This window comes from Pyrobaculum ferrireducens (genome assembly GCF_000234805.1).
Taxonomy (GTDB): Archaea; Thermoproteota; Thermoprotei; order Thermoproteales; family Thermoproteaceae; genus Pyrobaculum; species Pyrobaculum ferrireducens.
Genome location: NC_016645.1, coordinates 2075183 through 2090106 on the forward strand (window position 1 = coordinate 2075183; position 14924 = coordinate 2090106).

16 protein-coding genes are annotated in these 14924 nt (G+C 57.1%); 12 read left to right on the forward strand and 4 right to left on the reverse strand.

The window, feature by feature from the left end; translation table 11 throughout:
- Entirely contained in the window at positions 1-927 is a 927-nt protein-coding gene (locus tag P186_RS11650) for a hypothetical protein (protein WP_014289700.1), read from the reverse strand.
- Positions 928-1152: 225 nt separating this feature from the next.
- On the opposite strand from P186_RS11650, the gene P186_RS11655 reads away from it, so the two are divergent.
- The 9 genes from P186_RS11655 to P186_RS11695 all read left to right on the forward strand — a co-directional run bounded on the left by P186_RS11655 (position 1153) and on the right by P186_RS11695 (position 9395).
- A complete protein-coding gene (locus tag P186_RS11655; protein WP_014289702.1) occupies positions 1153-1884 on the forward strand; it encodes a zinc ribbon domain-containing protein in 732 nt (243 codons plus the stop codon).
- Between the two features lie 104 nt (positions 1885-1988).
- Positions 1989-2630, forward strand: coding sequence for a hypothetical protein (locus P186_RS11660; protein ID WP_014289703.1), 642 nt, complete (start codon positions 1989-1991; stop codon positions 2628-2630).
- Positions 2631-2776: 146 nt separating this feature from the next.
- Positions 2777-3247 (forward strand): PIN domain-containing protein, encoded by a 471-nt coding sequence (locus P186_RS14640; RefSeq protein WP_338050673.1) that lies wholly within the window; start codon positions 2777-2779, stop codon positions 3245-3247.
- A 94-nt stretch (positions 3248-3341) separates the two neighbouring features.
- A complete protein-coding gene (locus tag P186_RS11670; protein ID WP_014289705.1) occupies positions 3342-3974 on the forward strand; it encodes a metallophosphoesterase family protein in 633 nt (210 codons plus the stop codon).
- A gap of 124 nt (positions 3975-4098) precedes the next feature.
- A complete protein-coding gene (locus P186_RS11675) occupies positions 4099-4872 on the forward strand; it encodes an RAD55 family ATPase (protein ID WP_014289706.1) in 774 nt (257 codons plus the stop codon).
- Between the two features lie 19 nt (positions 4873-4891).
- On the forward strand, positions 4892-5797 hold the full coding sequence (locus P186_RS11680) for an SPL family radical SAM protein (RefSeq protein ID WP_014289707.1): 906 nt from the start codon (positions 4892-4894) through the stop codon (positions 5795-5797).
- A gap of 82 nt (positions 5798-5879) precedes the next feature.
- Positions 5880-8120, forward strand: a complete 2241-nt coding sequence (locus tag P186_RS11685) for a hypothetical protein (RefSeq protein ID WP_237179411.1) — start codon at positions 5880-5882, stop codon at positions 8118-8120.
- On the forward strand, positions 8098-8646 hold the full coding sequence (locus tag P186_RS11690; RefSeq protein ID WP_237179412.1) for a hypothetical protein: 549 nt from the start codon (positions 8098-8100) through the stop codon (positions 8644-8646). Before P186_RS11685 ends, P186_RS11690 begins: the two co-directional genes overlap by 23 nt.
- Before the next feature lie 53 nt (positions 8647-8699).
- Positions 8700-9395, forward strand: coding sequence for a rhomboid family intramembrane serine protease (locus P186_RS11695; RefSeq protein WP_014289710.1), 696 nt, complete (start codon positions 8700-8702; stop codon positions 9393-9395).
- Between the two features lie 152 nt (positions 9396-9547).
- Here the strand turns inward: P186_RS11695 and P186_RS11700 are convergent, their stop codons facing one another.
- On the reverse strand, positions 9548-9817 hold the full coding sequence (locus P186_RS11700) for a helix-turn-helix domain-containing protein (RefSeq protein ID WP_014289711.1): 270 nt from the start codon (positions 9815-9817) through the stop codon (positions 9548-9550).
- Positions 9818-9980: 163 nt separating this feature from the next.
- Here P186_RS11700 and P186_RS11705 point away from each other — a divergent pair, with 163 nt between their 5' ends.
- From P186_RS11705 to leuS, 3 genes are read left to right on the forward strand one after another with little or no spacing between them, the layout of a single operon-like run.
- A complete protein-coding gene (locus P186_RS11705) occupies positions 9981-10340 on the forward strand; it encodes an NfeD family protein (RefSeq protein WP_148683039.1) in 360 nt (119 codons plus the stop codon).
- The gene (locus tag P186_RS11710; protein ID WP_014289713.1) at positions 10337-10825 is read left to right on the forward strand and encodes a methyltransferase domain-containing protein; all 489 of its coding nucleotides are present in this window, start codon (positions 10337-10339) and stop codon (positions 10823-10825) included. The genes P186_RS11705 and P186_RS11710 overlap by 4 nt, the downstream gene beginning before the upstream one ends.
- A 22-nt stretch (positions 10826-10847) precedes the next feature.
- On the forward strand, positions 10848-13685 hold the full coding sequence (leuS, locus tag P186_RS11715) for a leucine--tRNA ligase (protein WP_148683040.1): 2838 nt from the start codon (positions 10848-10850) through the stop codon (positions 13683-13685).
- 10 nt (positions 13686-13695) lie between these two features.
- Here the strand turns inward: leuS and P186_RS11720 are convergent, their stop codons facing one another.
- Together P186_RS11720 and P186_RS11725 are read right to left on the reverse strand one after the other, a co-directional pair.
- Entirely contained in the window at positions 13696-14604 is a 909-nt protein-coding gene (locus P186_RS11720; RefSeq protein ID WP_014289715.1) for a class I SAM-dependent methyltransferase, read from the reverse strand.
- The gene (locus P186_RS11725; RefSeq protein ID WP_014289716.1) at positions 14595-14903 is read right to left on the reverse strand and encodes a zinc ribbon domain-containing protein; all 309 of its coding nucleotides are present in this window, start codon (positions 14901-14903) and stop codon (positions 14595-14597) included. Before P186_RS11725 ends, P186_RS11720 begins: the two co-directional genes overlap by 10 nt.
- Positions 14904-14924: the final 21 nt, after the last annotated feature.

Below are 14924 nucleotides of genomic sequence, written 5' to 3' on the forward strand. Positions count from 1 at the left end.
TTAGCAAAGGCAACCGGTGGTAAACCACTTATTCCCCCTGGCGTCTGCAGAGCGGTAAAGCCACGCGCCGTAGCCCACCGTAGCTATTATGTCATATACAACGCCCAAGACGCCGCAAGTCACAGTAATAGCTCTGCCGTTTGCCCTTATATACGCCGCAGGAGTACCACTACCAGAGGTTCTAGAATTGAAGAAGCACTGACTGAGCATTGGATCTGTCGATTCGGAGTAAGAGAGATCTTCGACATACACCGCCGCGCCGTATATTATTGTAAACCACCCCTTTGCGGCGACTTTAAAGTAGCCGCCTGGTGTGTTAAACTGGCCCCAGCTCTCGTCCTCAAAGCTGTAGACGCTGAAGGGAAGCACCACGCTTACATCTACATAGCCGACAGTCCGCCACCCCTTGACAAATGTTGTATTGCTTCTGCGATCCACTGGCTGTGGAGAGCTGGCTCCCTCATTTTCGAAATACTTTTCAAATTTCAGCTGTGCCTTAGCCGCAGTGTCGTTGTTCCAGATAACTGCGTATATCCTCAGGGGGGCTTCCTCAACCAAGGTGACTAGGTGGGTGCGGTTAAAGCGGTAGGTGCCCAGAAGCTCGCCCGCGACTCCAGCCTTCTCTAGCGCCTTCTTCACGGCTTCATCAGGCACCTCCACTTTCTGAGCCGGCCTTTCTCCTCCCCTCCTCAAATCCCAAGGCCCGTTGTTATCCGGAGGCGCCGAGGCGTAAATCACAGTGCCGTTATCTGCGATGACGGCCACCAGACGCGGCCCGGAGCTCCCGTTGATGAAAACGCTTTTTTCGTAGTACTCCTCGGCGATCTTCGCCGGATTTTCCTTAACGGCCATCGCCACCGCCGCCATCACTACGCCTATAGCTATCACGGCGGCGGCCAGCCAGCGTAAAGCTATGCGCCGCGTCATGAATGCTTAGTGCCGATGTTAATAAAAACTTGACTTACTCATAGTAACTTATTTTCAGCAATTTATATATATATCAATTATTTAATTAATAAAATAACATATGTGAAAATAGATAAATATATCGAGATCTCTCTTTAAGATAGTGTTTTTTGTAAGAATATGGTTTGTGGAGCGCGGCGCTTCGTGGCGGCGTAGAGTATTTAAAATATTAATGCCTGCCTTGTCGTGTTTACCTATCACCTAAAATGTGATGTTGAGAAGGCGAGGGAGGCGCTTGGGGGCGACTACAGAGTCGTCGACTTGGGAGGCGTGGTGAGGCTGGTGGAGAGCTTCGTGGCGCTTTACTCCGGCGACATGCCTCTCTGCGTCTACAAAAGCTGGAGAATGACGTATACAGACGCGGCCCAGTTCGGGCTCTCTAGAGCCGAGGCCCTGGTTAGGAAAGACGGCGTTGTGCTCAGGCTGGTGCGGGGAGACGAGAGGCTTGGCTTGCCGGAGCTGGTGGAGGGGACGCCTTTCGTAATCCACGCAATGGATGTGAACGAGGGCGGCGTGATGTTCCGCGTATTTAGAATCGGGGGCTACGTGGAGCTCGTGGCCAAGGGCGTCGCCGGGGGGATAAAAGAGGCTTTCCACCCCAAGAAGGGGGTCAACCTACTCATAGTCGACTTGCCCATCGCCCCCAAGTTCCAGCACCTCCTCCAGGAGGTGTTTGACCTGGCGCGGGAGCACTACGTCGAGCTACACACCACCATGATCTCAGATGTCTGCCCCGTATGCGGGGGGAAGATGGAGAAGAGGGGGAGGCTGGTGAGGTGCCCCAGTTGCAAAATCCAGCTGAGTAGAGACGTCAACGCGGTGTGGGCCCTGGCGCGCAACATCGTCAGGAGGCTAGGCAGAGAACAACAGCTGGCAGAGCTCCGGGAAATCTTCCGCCTCTACTACCCAAACGTCTAGCGGCTGTTGAAAGACCCGCCGGCGGTGCGTAGCCATACGCATACAGCGCCGCCGCGGCGTGTATTAAGGGATATACTTTAAAGTACGAAGCTAGAGTTATCTAGATGGGTGTGGTTAACACCGACGAGATTCTAGACAGAGCTACTAATGAGTCTAATAGGATTATAGCAACCGCTAAAGAGATCCTCAACCTAATACTTAACATGTCAAAACACTATGTTAATCAACTAACAAATATATATGAAGATTTTATAATGGATTTAGAAAGAGATGTATTAGACATTGATGCATATATTAAAGATATTTACGAACTAGAAAAGGACATCCAGATAGATATAGGGCTATTAGAGGAGATTCTAAAAGAGAAGAATAGGGAGCTGGTCACAATTGCGGAGAAGATAAACGTCAACTGGGACGACAGCGCCGCCTCCCTTTTTCTAAATTTACCAACTCTCCTCAAGAGAATAGGGTGCAGACTTGGTAGACCCGACGTTGTGATGCTGGGAATCGCCCTGGGACACGCCTACGGCGGGGCAATTCGCGAGTCTTTCTGCGCACTGCTTGCCTCAGCCGCGGCGGAGCGCGGCAGGTGGAGGTATGTGGCGGAGATCGGGAGGCGCTGTCTCCAGACAGATCTAGAGACGGAGGTAAAGCTGATTTGCGGCTTAGCGAAGCTCGTCGAGGAGTACAAACTCGACGTGCTCGGAGGGCTTTCAGACGCTCTAGAAGATGTGAGGAGGGAATAGTGCTTCTAGATACTAGTATATTAGTACTGTTGGTAGAATGTGAAATATTAAGGGTTCTACATCCTCAGGTCAAGGTTGGTAGAGGATTACAACGTATTCTAGGTACTTCTGTATCTAATATATGTGAAGTAACTAGAGTAGTTGTCGTGTCAAGGTGTAAAGAACAGCCGTGTTATGTTTCTGAACTATCTCTACTTGAATTCGCCAAAGTATTTCTTTCTAAGTCATTAGTACATATAGAATACCATAGCGTACTAAAAAACTATGGTAACATATTAGAGGCTCCTAAAGAAATATTGAATAAACTTATCAGATTTTTACATGAGGCTGGTTTGTCAATTGAGGTAGTAGCTGTAGATAAGCAGGTTCTTGACATAGTAGGAGGGTTCTTACAACGACTTAAGTGGGAAGAGAGCGTGTTGAGAAGAAAGTCGTTTGACTTGCTACTCCTCGCCCAGTCGGTGGCTAGGGGTGTGAAGATATTCACGACGGATCGAGACTTTATAAACATTAGGGAGCGGGCCTTACCCCCATCCGGCCGGGACGAGAGGAGGGATAGATCGTCTGGACTAAGGTACTACGAAGATGACTACATCATCTATGTAGGCTATAGCTAATGGGGGTACCTGGCGCCCGTACGGAGGCGGTGTCGGCTGGCTTGGGCTCGCATAGACGTGTCTCATACTTTATATCTAGTGAATTTCCCCCTCTATGCGTCTGCTTCTTGTCGCAGATGTACACGACGGCGTTAGGCAGGCTAGGTCGATAAGGGGAAGCTACGACGCCGTTATCGCGGCTGGCGACTTTACCTACCGGCGGAGGGTGGAGGCCGCCGTGGAGGTGCTGGAGGCCTTGGCGGAGATCGCGCCGGTGTACTTCGTCCCGGGCAACACGGACCCTCCAGAGCTCGCCGGGTTTGAGAAGGGCGCCGTCCGGTCTGTACACGGGAGGGCCCTGCCTCTGGGGCCGTATACGGTGGGGGGCGCCGGCGGTAGCCTGCCCACCCCCTTCGACGACTTGTTTAGAGTCTCTGAGGAGGATCTGGGGGTTCTTCTCTACTCCCTCTCTCCGTCGCCCCACATCTTGGTGGTACACAACCCCCCCAGGGGCCACCTGGACAAGGTGGGCGGCGTGAGGCCCGTGGGGAGCCTCTCAGTGAAGAGGTACATAGAGGAGAAGCAGCCGATTCTCTCGGTCCACGGCCACATACACGAGGATAGGGGAATCGACATAATAGGCGACACGGTCTTGGTAAACCCCGGCCCTCTGAAAGACGGCTACTACGCAGAGGCCGAGCTAGACGGGGCCAAGGCCGTGGTGAGGCTGAGGAGGCTGACGGTATAGACGCCGACTTCCACAGCCGCCTACGCCCACGCGGCGCTGGGTTTGCACCTCGCCGTTGCCGAGTCGGCGGGGGGCAGAGGGGGTGCTGGGTGTTACTGTTTTATAGCTGTGTGCACGTGGCTTTATGGGTTTTAAGACGGGTATAGATCCAATTGATGAGCAGATTCCCGACGGCCTCCCCCCGGGGTACGTCGTTCTTATAGAGGGGTTCCTCGGCGTCGGCAAGACTTTCTTCGCCTCGGCGATAGCGGCCACGGCGGCGAGGTCTGGGGCCCCAGTGCTCTTCTTCGCAATCGACGCCCTGGGGGACGAGGTTTTGGAGGATTTGAGAAGCCGGGGGGCGCCGGTGGATCGGGTGGTGGTTGTGGACGGCTTTGTCCCTCCCAACGAGCGGCTGGCTAAGCTGAAGCCGGCGGCGAGGCACAGGCTGGAGGCGCCGGACGCCTACGCCCTGATTAACAAGCTGACGGAGTTCGCCCCGGAGTTCAGGTCGGGGGTTGTGGTGGTGGACTCGCTGAACGAGGTGTTGCTCAGAAGCCCCGGCTCGGCTCTGGACGTCTTCCGCGCCTTCAAGATCTTCGCCAAGTACACAGAGTCGCTCGTGGTGGCCACGGCGCATACAGACGTGGAGGAGGTGTACGGAGTCCTCACAGCCGCCCTGCACCTCGCCGACGTGATAGTGCAACTGGAGGTGGACCCCAACTTAGAGGAGATGGGGCTCTACGTGAGGCGTATGAGAATCGCCAGGGCCAAGAGGCTCAGGGTCTCCCACGACTGGGTGCACTTCGAGGTGATGGACGGACGCGTGGCGGAGATAGACGTCAAGACAATGCTCAAGATGCTGAGCAGACAGCTGAGGGAAATGGGGATTGAGATAAGGCAGACAGGACGCAAGTAGCCGCCCCCGCAGGAGCTGTATGAGCCACGCCGTGCTGGTGTCGCTTAGCGTCGTGAGGCCCTTCGACCCGTGGAGGAACCCCCTCTGTCCGTGCCCCTTCAAGTACGGGCTGAATCCATACACCGGATGCGGCCACGGTTGCCTCTACTGCTACATAACGTCGTACATCCCAGACGCCTTCAGCCCCAGGCCTAAGGAGGGGTTGCTGGAAAAGGTCAGGCGGGATTTGGAGAAGATCCCCCGGGGGGCCGTGGTGGCGCTATCCAACTCCTCCGACCCCTACACGCCGCCTGAGGCGCGGCTCGGCCTCACGAGGAGAGTCCTAGAGGCCCTCCTCGAGAGGGGGTACAGGGTGTTGATCGTCACGAAGTCGCCCCTAGTCCTCCGCGACTTAGACATACTCCAGAGGCACCGGGGGAGGGTCGCCGTGCAGATCACCATCACCACGCTGAGGGAGGACCTGGCCGCGGCTCTGGAGCCCAGGGCCCCCCGCCCAGCCGGCAGGCTGGAGGCCGTGAGGCGCCTATCGGCGGCGGGCATACCAGTCTCCGTGAGGCTAGACCCCCTCATCCCACTCCTCAACGACGACGCCGGCAACATAGAGGAGGTGGCGTCCCGAGCCGCGGCGGCCGGTGCGGCGCACCTCGTGGCCAGCACCTACAAAGCCAAGAGAGACAACTTCGCCCGCCTCGCCAAGGCCTTCCCAGACAAGGCGCCCACCTGGCGGAGGATGTACTTCGAAGAGGGGCAGTACTTCCACGGCCAGTGGTACGCCCCAAAGAACTACCGGAGGAAGGTGCTGGAACTAGCCGCTGAGGCCGCCCGGAGACACGGCCTCCAGTTCTCCATATGCCGCGAGGAGTTCCTCGAGCTCAACACCCCCGGGGCCCACTGCGACGGTAGCCACCTCCTCAACAGCGCCTAACAGCCGCGTCGTGTAGCCAAGAGCTGGTGAGCACCCGGCGTTGCACAGTGGCAAATTTTTAGAGCAGTGACTTTTTGACGTGGTGCGGTGGCTTCTACCACTGGTGTTGCTTTTAGTGGCGACAGCAACGGCTTCTGCGCAACAACAGGAGGCATCCGCGGGGAGGCCGGTTCTGATATGTGTAGACGCTGGGGAGGCTGGCTTGGCGGGGAAGCCGCCGCTGATCGCCGGCTTCGTCACCTCCCGGGGGGCTAGGCAACCAGCCCAGCTATATATCAACGGCACTGTGATTAAGACAGTGGGCATCTGGGAGGCCAACTCCACGAAGCCCCAGGTGCAGAACTTGACGGTACTCCCGCCTGTTATAAAAGGGTTGGTGTGCTTCCCGCCCGGCGACCCGGCGCCGGCGGGGAGGGGGCTCTACATAGAGGTAGAGGCCCGGGGTAGGAGACACGGCGTCACCATCATAAACGCCACAGAAGAGCCAGCCGCGCCCCCGGCGCTCCCGCTTGAGTACACAGCCAACAAGTTCAAGATAGTGAAGGGCAGAGTAGCGGCGAGGAGAGCCATAAGAGAGGTAGCTACCAGAGACTCGGCGCAGATACAGCCCCTAATCACGCCTCAGATAGAGCCGCTGTCCCTAATTACGCCTGGGCCAGATCTCTTCGAGGGGTTCTCCGGCAACATCGCGGCGTCTTTTAAACTAGCACAGACCGACCACTACGTCTTAGATCTGACTCAGCGCGGAACCGGGGAGGTCTGCGCCAGAGGCCGCTTTATACTACCCAACGGCACGTCTAGCTTTATACTTAGCTTCACACAGGCCACGCGGGCCGAGGTCTACGGAGACGCCGGTTGCCTCCTCCTCTCCATAAAGGCTAATATCACAGACGCAGACAAGGGCAGGCTCCTCGCGTCTAACCTCATTCTAAACGGGAGTAGTATGGTTGCCCCAGGTATACACTGCGTCCCAAACCCGCCGAGGCCTTGGTACCTCGCCTACGCGGATCTAGGCAAGTGGAGAGATTGGAATAAGAGGGTGGACTTGGAGATATGTGTACCCGCCGGCGTGGGCGGCTACGGCCGTTACTACATAGACGCATTTATATACGCCGTCGTTCCGGCTAAGTCCTATGCAGAGCCCTTCGCCATGGAGTCGCCGGGCCGAGGCACTGTTGTAAGACCCCCTCCGGGTGCTTCACAGCTATACAACGGCACGTACATCGCCGTGCCCGGCTTTACGCCTCCTCCTGGCTATGTCTGGGGTAGCGCAAGGGCGAACGTGGTTTTGAAGACATGCGCCCCCGACGCCCCCTCTAGTGTAAACATCTACTGGGGGCCTTTCTACATAGGCGCGGTAACTAGAACGCAAGGCATAGACGGTTGCTGGTACTATGTAGTAACCCCAGCCATGTTCACCGGCGCTTTCGACACGGCGGTTGCGGCTAGTCTTTATATAGGTGGCTTAATCCACAGCATAGCCGTCGGGCCCTTTACCTGGGACGTGTACAGCAGTGGAGTTACAATACAGCAGATGAGAATAGAAGGTCTATATAGGCCGGAGATGAACGCTAGGTCGTCATTGGCTTTTCTGCAGTATAACATGAACTGGGGTACCTATACACTGTCGGGTTTCATGTCTATAATAGACCACTACTCCGGAACTACTTACTATTACGGAGATAAGGTAGATCTCAAGCTATATGCTATTGGCGATTCATACTATCAACCTCAATTTGCAATTTCCATAAGCAAGTACGAGCGGATGCAATTCCACTGTCCGACAGTGGAGATTACCGTTGAGGCGAGTAGCAAAGGCGCACCTGTGGCTTTACAGCTTATGGTCTCGATGGGGACGTACACCGAAGGCGGTAACAGTATAGTGGATTTGCTTGTTGGTTTTATCAGCAACATGGTTGATGGATCAATAAAGTGGGCTTCTAAGGCATTGGGCTATATAAGCTGGGTTGCCTTTGCCGTTGATGTAGTCCGGGCGGCGTCTTTCGTCGGCGTGAGGGTAGATAAAATTGGTGGTGATTTGAAATACACCGTGTCGCTGGGCTCGTTGGCGCCGGATAAGATTGCGATAGACGGCGCAACGCTAGCTCCGGCTATTGAACATAATGCGTCTGTGACATTTATAATTAAGCAGGTAAAAATGTGCGGCGTCGTGTACGGCGGCTACTCGGCGTATTTAGATCCAACTGTCAGATTAATCAGCCAGTCTAATATCCACCTCTTTAGGACATTTACTTGTGGGAAACAGGAAATATTTACAAACGCTGTGTACACAGCCCATTGTGACTCTACGTCATATGGCTAGGTTTTTGAAATACCCCTTTTTCCTAATGGGCCTCGTCTTGGGGGTTATGTCTTTTTTCCACCTCTTTCTCTTTGGTTTTTTGAGAGAGGGTATACTGCCTGCGGCAGTTGTGTCGTACTTCTCTGCGTACGGCTCTGCCTACAGCTGGAGGTGGGTTATCCCGTGGATCGCAACGCTGGGAGCTGGGGTGTTTCTTCATGGTCGCCTCGCGGCGGTTGTCTCTATTTTGCTATACCTAGTCCTCCAGCTGGCTGTGCCAATTCTGCTGGCGAGGGGGGCTTGGAATAGGGTAAAGTCGCTCTTCTTTTTCCTACTAGGCCTCTTCTTATCACACGTACCCCTCGCCCTGGCTTCCCCCTACTGGAGGTCGGCGGTGCCGCATCCCTTCCAGTTTGTGGATTTTGGACAGGCAATCCCCACCCCGGTGGACTGGCCGTGGTATTTCCTCGGCTACTACATCTGGGAAAGGATACACAACATGTACCGGGGGCTCCCCAAGAGCTGGAGATACTTCCTGTATAAATAACGCCCCGGCAGTGGGGTCTGCAACAGTTTTAAATTATAGAGGCTGTTCTTGGTGTGGCTATCCCTCTGCGCGACATCAACCCCACGAGGACCTTTCCCTACGTCACCAAGGCCCTTGTCTTTATAAACATCGCCGTGTTTATATACGAGCTCCTCAACCCCCGGTTTGTTCAGCAGTACGCCTTCGTCCCGGCGCTGGCGTGGGAGGAGCCCTACCGGTGGGTCACCCACATGTTTCTCCACGGGGGCGTGCTCCACATAGTGGGGAACATGCTCTACCTCTGGGTGTTCGGCGACAACGTGGAGGATTACTACGGCCACGGCACCTTCCTCCTCCTCTACCTCTTCTGGGGCCTCGCCGCGGCGTTCACACACTACATGGCGGTGGAGACCCAAGCCTCGTTAATGGCGGCTACGGGCTACCCCGGCCCAAGCCCAGTGTACATGCCGGCGCTCGGGGCCTCCGGGGCCATAAGCGGCGTGCTCGGCGCCTACATGGTGCTATACCCAAGAGCCCGCATCTTGACGCTCATACTATTCTTCGTCATAACGATGGTCGAGGTGCCGGCGTGGGCCTACATCGGGTTCTGGTTCCTCTACCAGCTCTTCTACGGCGCCCTGGAGTTCATAACCTTGTCGCAGAGCGGCGTCGCCTATTTCGCCCACATAGGCGGCTTCATCGCAGGCGCCCTAACAGCGCTGGTATACAAAAAGAGGAGAGCTACATACCACTGGTACTGGACTTACTAGTCTGTGAGCGGCTTGCCTACAACGTTACAATTTTCTAGGCTTTGCAGTAGTTTAATTGAAACAGCTAACAGATCGAATAACGGCACCCCACACGCTGTGTAAGTGGTCTAGAGTGTTGCGTTGGGTCTATGGATAAGCTTATTTGGCAATGACTACGCCGTGTGTCTTGTGCCCTTTGTTTCAGTCTTGGCTAGTGCTTTCTCTACTGCGTCTAGCTTCCTAATGAGGTTTGGACAGTTTATAATATATATAGTTGTGTTGTTTATCTTGACGGATTTTACATAGCCGTTGTTTTCAAGCCAGAAGAGGTGCCACTGGGCGGCGCCCCACGTTATGCCTAGGTCTTTAACTACATCGGTTACCGTGGTGTAGCCCTGGGTCGCGATTTTTCTCAAGATCTGAACCTTGACGTTGTCCAGCACTGCATCTAATTCTTAGTGGTTTTAATAATTTGCGGAGGTTAGTTTATAAGGTGGTGGCGTGTCTATACGCGCCCCTGGCGTGGGGTGTCGAGGCGCCGTCTCGGCGGCTGTGAAAACGCCCCCTCCAAGGGGCGGACATTTAAACCCGTGTGGAGTGGGTCATGTGGATGTGGTTATCTCTGCGTCGGCTCTGGGCCTCGTCGGTGGACTCGTCCTCTTCTTCACCTTTCTCGGGCGGATACCGCCGTGGCTGGGGTACCCCCTCGGCGGCGCGCTCCTCTCGATCTACGTGCTGATCGTGGTGGTGGGTCTCAAGTCTAGCCGGGAGTTCAAGAGGAGACCGCCTCCCTCTGCCTCTGTGGTGGGGAGGAGGGGGGTGGTGGTGGAGGTGGAGGGCGGCTGGGCTTTGGTGAAGCTGGAGGGGGCCTACTGGAGGGTGTACTGCGGCTCCTGCGCGCCTGGGGACGTGGTGGAGGTTGTGGAAATCGGCGACGTGGGGGTTGTCGCGAGGAGGGTGGAATGATCTACGTAGCCGCAGTCGCCGTCGCCGCCATCGTCGCCGTTCTCCACTTCCTGTGGCCCTACCTCGTGGGTAGGGGTGGGGCTTACAGTACGTCGAGTAGAAGGGCGGCGGAGTGGGCCTTTAGGAGGATCGGCGTGGCGGGCAAGAAGGTGTACGATCTGGGGTGTGGATACGGCGGGGTGCTGGCCCTGGCGAAGGCGATGGGCGCCGTTCCCGTGGGCGTGGAGATAGACCCCGTTAGGTGGCTGGTCTGCGCGCTCCGTTGCGGGTGCAGGGTGGTGCTTGGCGACATGTTCAAGACGCCGCTTAGAGACGCCGATGTTGTCTATATCTTCCAGTGGCCTTCTGTAAACGCCAGGCTTGCCGAGAAGTTTAGGAGGGAGCTGAGGTCGGGGGCCTACGTGGTCTCCTACATGTGGGAGGTCCCTGGGCTGAGGCTGGTGGCTTACAACCCGGCTCTTAGGGTGTATGTATACCAGGTTTAAATACACGGGGCATTTAGAGGCTATGAGCGAGTTGGCTAGGTTCTTCCTTGAGCTGGGGGAGAGGTGGCAGAGGAGGTGGGCCGAGGCCAGGGTTTTCGAGCCGGAGCCGGAGGTGGGGAGGCCGAAGTACTTCATCACGGCGGCGTATCCCTATCCCAACGGCGCCATACATATCGGCCACGGGCGGACGTACCTAATAGCCGACGTGCTGGCCCGTTTCTATAGACACATGGGCCGGATCTCCCTCTTCCCCATGGGTTTCCACTACACCGGCACGCCGATTTTGACCATCGCCGAGGCCATAGCCTCAGGCGACGCGGCGGTGGCGGAGGAGTACATGACCATATACGGGGTGCCGGAGTCCGAGATTAAGAAGATGGGGAACCCGCTGTACCTGGCTCGGTACTTCCACGAGCAGTCTAAGAGGGCGATGCAGAGGTTCGGCCTTGGCATAGACTGGAGTAGGGAGTTCACCACCATCGATCCGGAGTACCAGCGTTTTATCCAGTGGCAGTTTGAGAAGCTGAGGAAGAAGGGGCTCATCGTCCGGGGGAGGCACCCCGTGGGCTGGTGCCCGAGGCACTCCATGCCCGTGGGGGCCCACGACACCAAGGACGACAAGGAGCCGGACATCGGCCAGTGGACGCTGATATACTTCGCAGACGGCGAGGGACTTGTGTTCCCGGCGGCCACCCTGAGGCCGGAGACTGTGCCCGGCGTGACTAACATGTGGATTAATCCTGAGGCTGAATACGTCGTGGCTGAGTACGACGGCCGCAGAATGGTGCTCAGCAGAGACGCGGCCCGCCGCCTCTCCTTCCAAGGCGGCGTCAAGGTGCTGAGGGAGGCCAAGGGGAGGGAGTTCGTGGGGAGGGCGGTGCAGAACCCGGTAACTGGGGAGTGGGTGCCTGTGTACGAGGCGAGGTTTGTAGATCCCGGGGTGGGCACCGGGGTGGTTATGTCTGTGCCGGCGCACGCCCCCTACGACTACGCCGCTCTCCGCGACATGGGCGCGGTGAGGCTCATCCCTCTGATCAGGGTTGAGGGCTACGGGGACTACCCCGCGAAGGAGGTGGTGGAGCGCATGGGTATAAAGAGCCAGACAGACCCAGCTCTGGAGGAGGCTACTAAGGAGGTCTACTCCGCTGAGTACGCCAGGGGCTACATGCGGGAGGACGTGGCGGAGCTGGTGGGGGGGCACCTCCCCGAGCCTGCCCGGTCCATGGTGAGGGCTGTCTTCAAGATGTACTTCGCGGGGAGGCCGGTGAGGGAGGCCCGGGAGTTTATCTCGAAGTGGCTTGTAGAGTCCGGCCTGGGCGGGGTGATGTACGACATTATGAATAAGCCTGTGTACTGCCGTTGCGGCACTGAGATTGTGGTGAAGGTGTTGGAGGATCAGTGGTTTATAAACTACGGCGAGTCTAGGTGGAAGGAGCTGGCTAGGGAGCTGGTCGGCGCCATGTCTATAATCCCGCCGGAGGCGAAGCCGCATTTCTACGCCACTATCGACTGGCTGGACAAGAGGGCGTGTGCGAGGACGAGGGGCCTCGGGACGCCTCTGCCGTGGAGCGGCGGCTGGGTTATAGAGAGCCTCAGCGACTCGACGATATACATGGCGTACTACACCGTGATCAAGAAGATAAGGCACTTCGGCCTAAAGCCGGAGCAGCTCACCGAGGAGTTCTGGGACTACGTCTTCCTAGGCGTGGGCACCGCTGAGGAGGTGGCCAGGAGGATCGGGGCCTCTCCAGAGGCTCTCAAGGCTATTAGAGAGGAGTTTGAGTACTGGTACCCCCTGGACTCGAGGAACTCCGGCAAAGACTTGATACCCAACCACTTGACGTTCTTCATCTTCAACCACGTGGCCATATTCCCCAGGGAGAAGTGGCCGAGGCAGATCGTGGCCAACGGCTGGGTGTTGAGGGAGGGCGAGAAGATGTCTAAGTCTAAGCGCAACGTCCTGCCTTTAGACAGGGCGGTTGAGATGTACGGCCCCGACCCGCTGAGGGCGACGCTGGCGATATCGGCTGAGGTGGAGCAGGACCTCGACTTCAGAGACGCCGAGGCTCGTAGAAACGCGCAACAGCTGATGTCGATCTACAACTTGGCGCAGAGGCTGGCCCAGGGGGCTGAGGACCGGAGGCCGAATTGGCTAGACATGTGGCTTGTGTCGGAGGTGGCGCTGTTGCTGGAGAGGGCGAGGGAGGCGTATGAAAAGGTCAGGGTGAGGCAGGCGGCGGTTGAGGTTCTCTACAACGCCAAGGCCGTCTTCGACCAGTACCTAGCCGCCGTGGAGAAGCCCTCCAAGCTGGCGGTGGAGGCGGCGAGGGCGTGGGCGGTGGCCATGGAGCCGATCGTCCCGCACCTAGCCGAGGAGGTGTGGTCGGTGCTGGGCGGCGAGGGGTTTGCGGCGAAGGCGCCCTGGCCGCGGCTGAAGGCGGAGCCCGCCGCCCTCCTGGCGAAGAGGTACGTGGATATGCTGGTCGAGGACGTGAAGAAGATACCGGCGTACGGGCCGGGGGTCAAGAGGGTCGTGGTGTACGTCAATTCCAACTTCTCCTGGGTCAAGGCGGCGCTCGGCGGCGACGTTAAGGCTGTCATAAACGCGGGGGCCCCGCCGCAGGCGGCTAAACGCGTCGTGGATTTGGTGAAGACGCTGGGGGACGAGGTGCGGTCGCTGGTTGCGTCGGCGGAGGGGTTTAACGAGGTGGAGGCCCTGTCGTCGTACAGGGGTTACGTCGAAAAGGCGCTAGGCGCCCCAGTGGAGGTGTACCTAGCCGACGACCCGGAGGCCCCCGACCTGGGCGGGAAGAAGAGGGCGGCTCTGCCCCTCAAGCCAGGTATATACATAGAGAAGTAGCGCACGGGGCCTATCCGCGCTTCCACACGGCGCCGTAGAAGGGCATGGCTTTTATAAGACGGCGGTGGAGTACAAACGCCATCTCTAGTAGTTGCTCAACCTCCTTCCAGGTGAATACATTGATGTGCGACACGGCCGCGGCGGCGTGAATCGCCAAGTACCCCGGCATAGACTCTACCACTGGCTGTGCTATGTACAGCTTGCCGCCCGGCTTCAAGATCTCTCTTATACATTTCAACTCGGTGGCGGGGTCTGTAAATAGGTGGAGCTTCTCCAGTAGAAGCACCACGTCGTAAGAGCCCTTAACTTCACAGCTACTATTAGCGACGACGAACTGCGCGTTTTTAACCATTTTCCTCGAGAGTTCGACTAGGGAGGGGTTGGGGTGGAAGCCGAGGTAGAGAGACGGCGTATATTCGCTATATACCAAAGTAGCCAGGTAGCCCTCGCCGCTCAGAGGCTCCAGCACTGAGAGGCCACCGGAGAACCCCGTAGCTTTTAAAAAAGCCCCAATCATGATCTTGTGCCACCCCTGTAGGTGTATGTCGCTGTGGAAAAGCTCGAGGGCGTTCCTATCCACTTGGTTCGTGGCTATCTTCACCGCGCCCAGCTCGTCAAATCTCTGGTGCATCTCTACCCACTCCCGGGCGTAGAGCCCCTTGGGCATCTCCGGCTTCTCCAATTCCTTCCCCAGCCGCCCGTCCTCGTGTATAACACCTCTCGCCAGTAGCGACGTGTACAACGCCTTTACAAAGGAGTTGCGTAAATCGGCCGCCCCGGCCTCCTTAACCTCTCTCCACCACTTATACGCGTACCACACACTCCAGTCAAGCGCCTTTTTCAGCTCAAATAAGCCCCCAGATGCCCTTATGTAGTCCTTGAAGTGTCTTAAGACCGAGGGGTAGTCTGTCAGAGGCATATCAACGCCCCCACGTCTCTCAGCTTGGCGATTATGGGGAGGAGCTCCCTAGGGGCCCTCCCGGACTCCAAAGCCTTTAGAAGCAGGTCTTGAACCGCGTTGCTAAGCATGCCTATTCTCTCCCAGTCCCGGATCTCGCAGTCCTGCAACACGACGTACTCCACAGGAGCCGCGTTTTTAGGAGTGGAAAGAGCCCCGCAGTGGGGACATCTCACGGCGTCTCCTGCGAGTTCTCCCTCTTCTACTTCAAAAACCACGCCACATCTATCACACCCCACGCGGTAGAAGGTTTTCAACACGTAAATTGAGAGCCTCTCTAT